The organism is Trinickia sp. (assembly GCF_051961175.1).
Taxonomy (GTDB): Bacteria; Pseudomonadota; Gammaproteobacteria; order Burkholderiales; family Burkholderiaceae; genus Trinickia.
This window is the reverse complement of record NZ_JBQCDN010000285.1, coordinates 1-2,533: the sequence shown is the minus strand read 5'-3', so window position 1 is coordinate 2,533 and position 2,533 is coordinate 1. Positions and strand designations below refer to the sequence as shown.

Annotated in this window: 2 protein-coding genes; both read left to right on the top strand. The window is 63.6% G+C overall.

Annotation, left to right across the window (positions count from 1 at the left end; all coding sequences use genetic code 11):
• Window positions 1-1,133: phosphomethylpyrimidine synthase ThiC (gene thiC, locus ACTHL0_RS17125; protein WP_440568010.1), on the top strand; the 1,133-nt coding region annotated here is incomplete at its 5' end.
• Between the two features lie 378 nt (window positions 1,134-1,511).
• Window positions 1,512-2,435: a DMT family transporter gene (locus tag ACTHL0_RS17120; protein ID WP_440568009.1), complete on the top strand. Its 924-nt coding sequence runs from the start codon at window positions 1,512-1,514 to the stop codon at window positions 2,433-2,435.
• Window positions 2,436-2,533 lie beyond the last annotated feature (98 nt).

Here is a 2,533-nt window from a genome sequence, read left to right as displayed (position 1 = left end):
GGGCGATCCGCTGGGGCGGCGACACAGTCATGGATTTGTCGACGGGCAAGCACATTCACGAAACGCGCGAGTGGATCATCCGCAACAGCCCGGTGCCGATCGGCACGGTGCCGATCTACCAGGCTCTCGAGAAGGTGAACGGCAAGGCCGAAGACCTCACGTGGGAGATCTTCCGCGACACGCTCATCGAACAGGCCGAGCAAGGCGTCGATTACTTCACGATCCATGCCGGCGTACTGCTGCGCTATGTGCCGCTCACGGCGAACCGGATGACGGGCATCGTCTCGCGCGGCGGTTCGATCATGGCGAAGTGGTGCCTCGCACACCATAAGGAGAGCTTCCTGTACGAGCACTTCGAAGACATCTGCGAAATCATGAAGGCGTACGACGTGAGCTTCTCGCTCGGCGATGGCCTGCGTCCCGGCTCGATCTACGACGCCAACGACGAAGCGCAGCTCGGCGAACTGAAGACGCTCGGCGAGCTCACGCAAACGGCGTGGAAGCATGACGTGCAGGTCATGATCGAAGGCCCCGGCCACGTGCCGATGCAGCTCATCAAGGAGAACATGGATCTCCAGCTGCAATGGTGCGACGAGGCGCCCTTCTATACGCTCGGGCCGCTCACGACCGACATCGCGCCCGGCTACGACCACATCACGTCGGGCATCGGCGCCGCGATGATCGGCTGGTTCGGCACGGCGATGCTCTGCTATGTCACGCCGAAGGAGCACCTCGGGCTGCCGAACAAAGACGATGTCAAGGAAGGCATCATCACGTACAAGCTCGCGGCGCACGCGGCCGATCTGGCCAAGGGTCATCCGGGCGCGCAGGTGCGCGACAACGCGCTGTCGAAGGCTCGGTTCGAGTTCCGCTGGGAAGATCAGTTCAATCTCGGCCTCGATCCCGACAAGGCACGTGAATTTCACGACGAGACGCTGCCGAAGGATTCGGCGAAGGTCGCGCACTTCTGCTCGATGTGCGGGCCCCACTTCTGCTCGATGAAGATCACGCAGGACGTGCGCGACTTCGCCGCGGCGCAGGGTGTGTCCGATGAAGCCGCGCTCTCGAAGGGCATGGAGGAAAAAGCCGTCGAGTTCGTCAAGAGCGGTGCGCAGATCTATCAGCGGCAATAAGGCCGCATTAAAGGCTGTCATGACGCAGCAATAACGCTAAAAAAGCGCACAGCGAGTGGCACGAATTTGCCTCGCTCGCCGTGCACTAAGCGGCACCGACGGGGCGCTCACGGCGCCCCGTTTTCGTTGATGCGCCACCCGTTCGGCTATCGCACATCGTCCGGCACTTACTGTCGTTGACTACCATCTGTACCCCCCATCGACTGACCCTAAAGATCGATCGACGATCAATTCCGGCCATTGATCTCCTGTTTCTTGCCATTTCATGTCGGGCTGAAGTATCGAACAAAGGCGCGGTGATACCATGCATTTCGGTTATCCGATTATCCGAAGAAACAGTTCAATAAAAACGTAGACACGTCTGTCGCTCGAGATCCCATGAAACCTGGCCACATTATCCAATTGCTTGTGCTCGCCGCCTTGTGGGGCGCGTCGTTCCTATTCATTCGCGTAGGGGTTGCCGAGTTCGGGGTGGCGCCGCTCATGGCGCTGCGCGTGGTGATCGGCGCCTTGGTGCTGGTGCTCATGCTCGCCGCGCGCGGCACGCCGCGCGCTTCCTTGGCGACGCTGCGCGAGAAGGCACTGCCGTTATTCGTCGTCGGCGTGCTCAATTCAGCTGCGCCGTTCTGCCTGTTCGCATTCGCCGAATTGACGCTTTCGGCGGGCTTGACGTCGGTCATCAATGCAACCACCCCGCTGTGGGGCGCACTCGTCGCCTTTGTCTGGCTCAAGGATCGCCTGACGCCGCTGCGCACGCTCGGCATGCTGATCGGATTTTCTGGCGTGGTCTCGCTCGTCTGGGGCCAAATCGCCGCGCCGCATGGCGCCCTCGCACCTTCGCCGGCAGCGACGGCCCTGGCGGCGCTCGCCGCCACCGGCGCGGCGCTGCTCTCTGGGATTGCCGCCAACTATACGAAGCGCAACCTGACGGGCGTCGATTCACTGACGCTCGCCACCTGCAGCATGATCGGCGGCAGCCTCGCGCTCTTCCCGTTCGCCATCGCCAGCTGGCCGCCCGGCCCCGTGTCACTGCACGCGTGGGGCGCCGTCCTGAGCCTGGGCGTGGCCTGCACCGGCATCGCCTACCTCATCTTCTTCCATTTGATCAACGTCGCCGGCCCGGCGCGCGCGATCACGGTCACGTTCGTGATTCCCGTCTTCGGCATTCTCTGGGGCGCACTGTTCCTGAACGAGCAGGTCAATGCCGGCATGATCGAGGGCTGTGCCATCGTCCTCGTCGGCACCGCGCTCGCCACCGGTGTCATCAAGCGCATTCCCGGCATGCGGCGACGGCAAGCGTAGCCGCCGCGGGTGGGGGGGGGGGGGGGGGCCCCCCCCCCCCCCCCCCCCCGCCCCCCACTGAAGCCCCCGGTGGTTGTGGGCGCAACGTCACCCGGGGC

Excerpts from the sequence above, each read along its gene's own strand:
- ACTHL0_RS17120 (WP_440568009.1), top strand. The coding sequence starts at position 1,512 with ATGAAACCTGGCCACATTATCCAATTGCTTGTGCTCGCCGCCTTGTGG.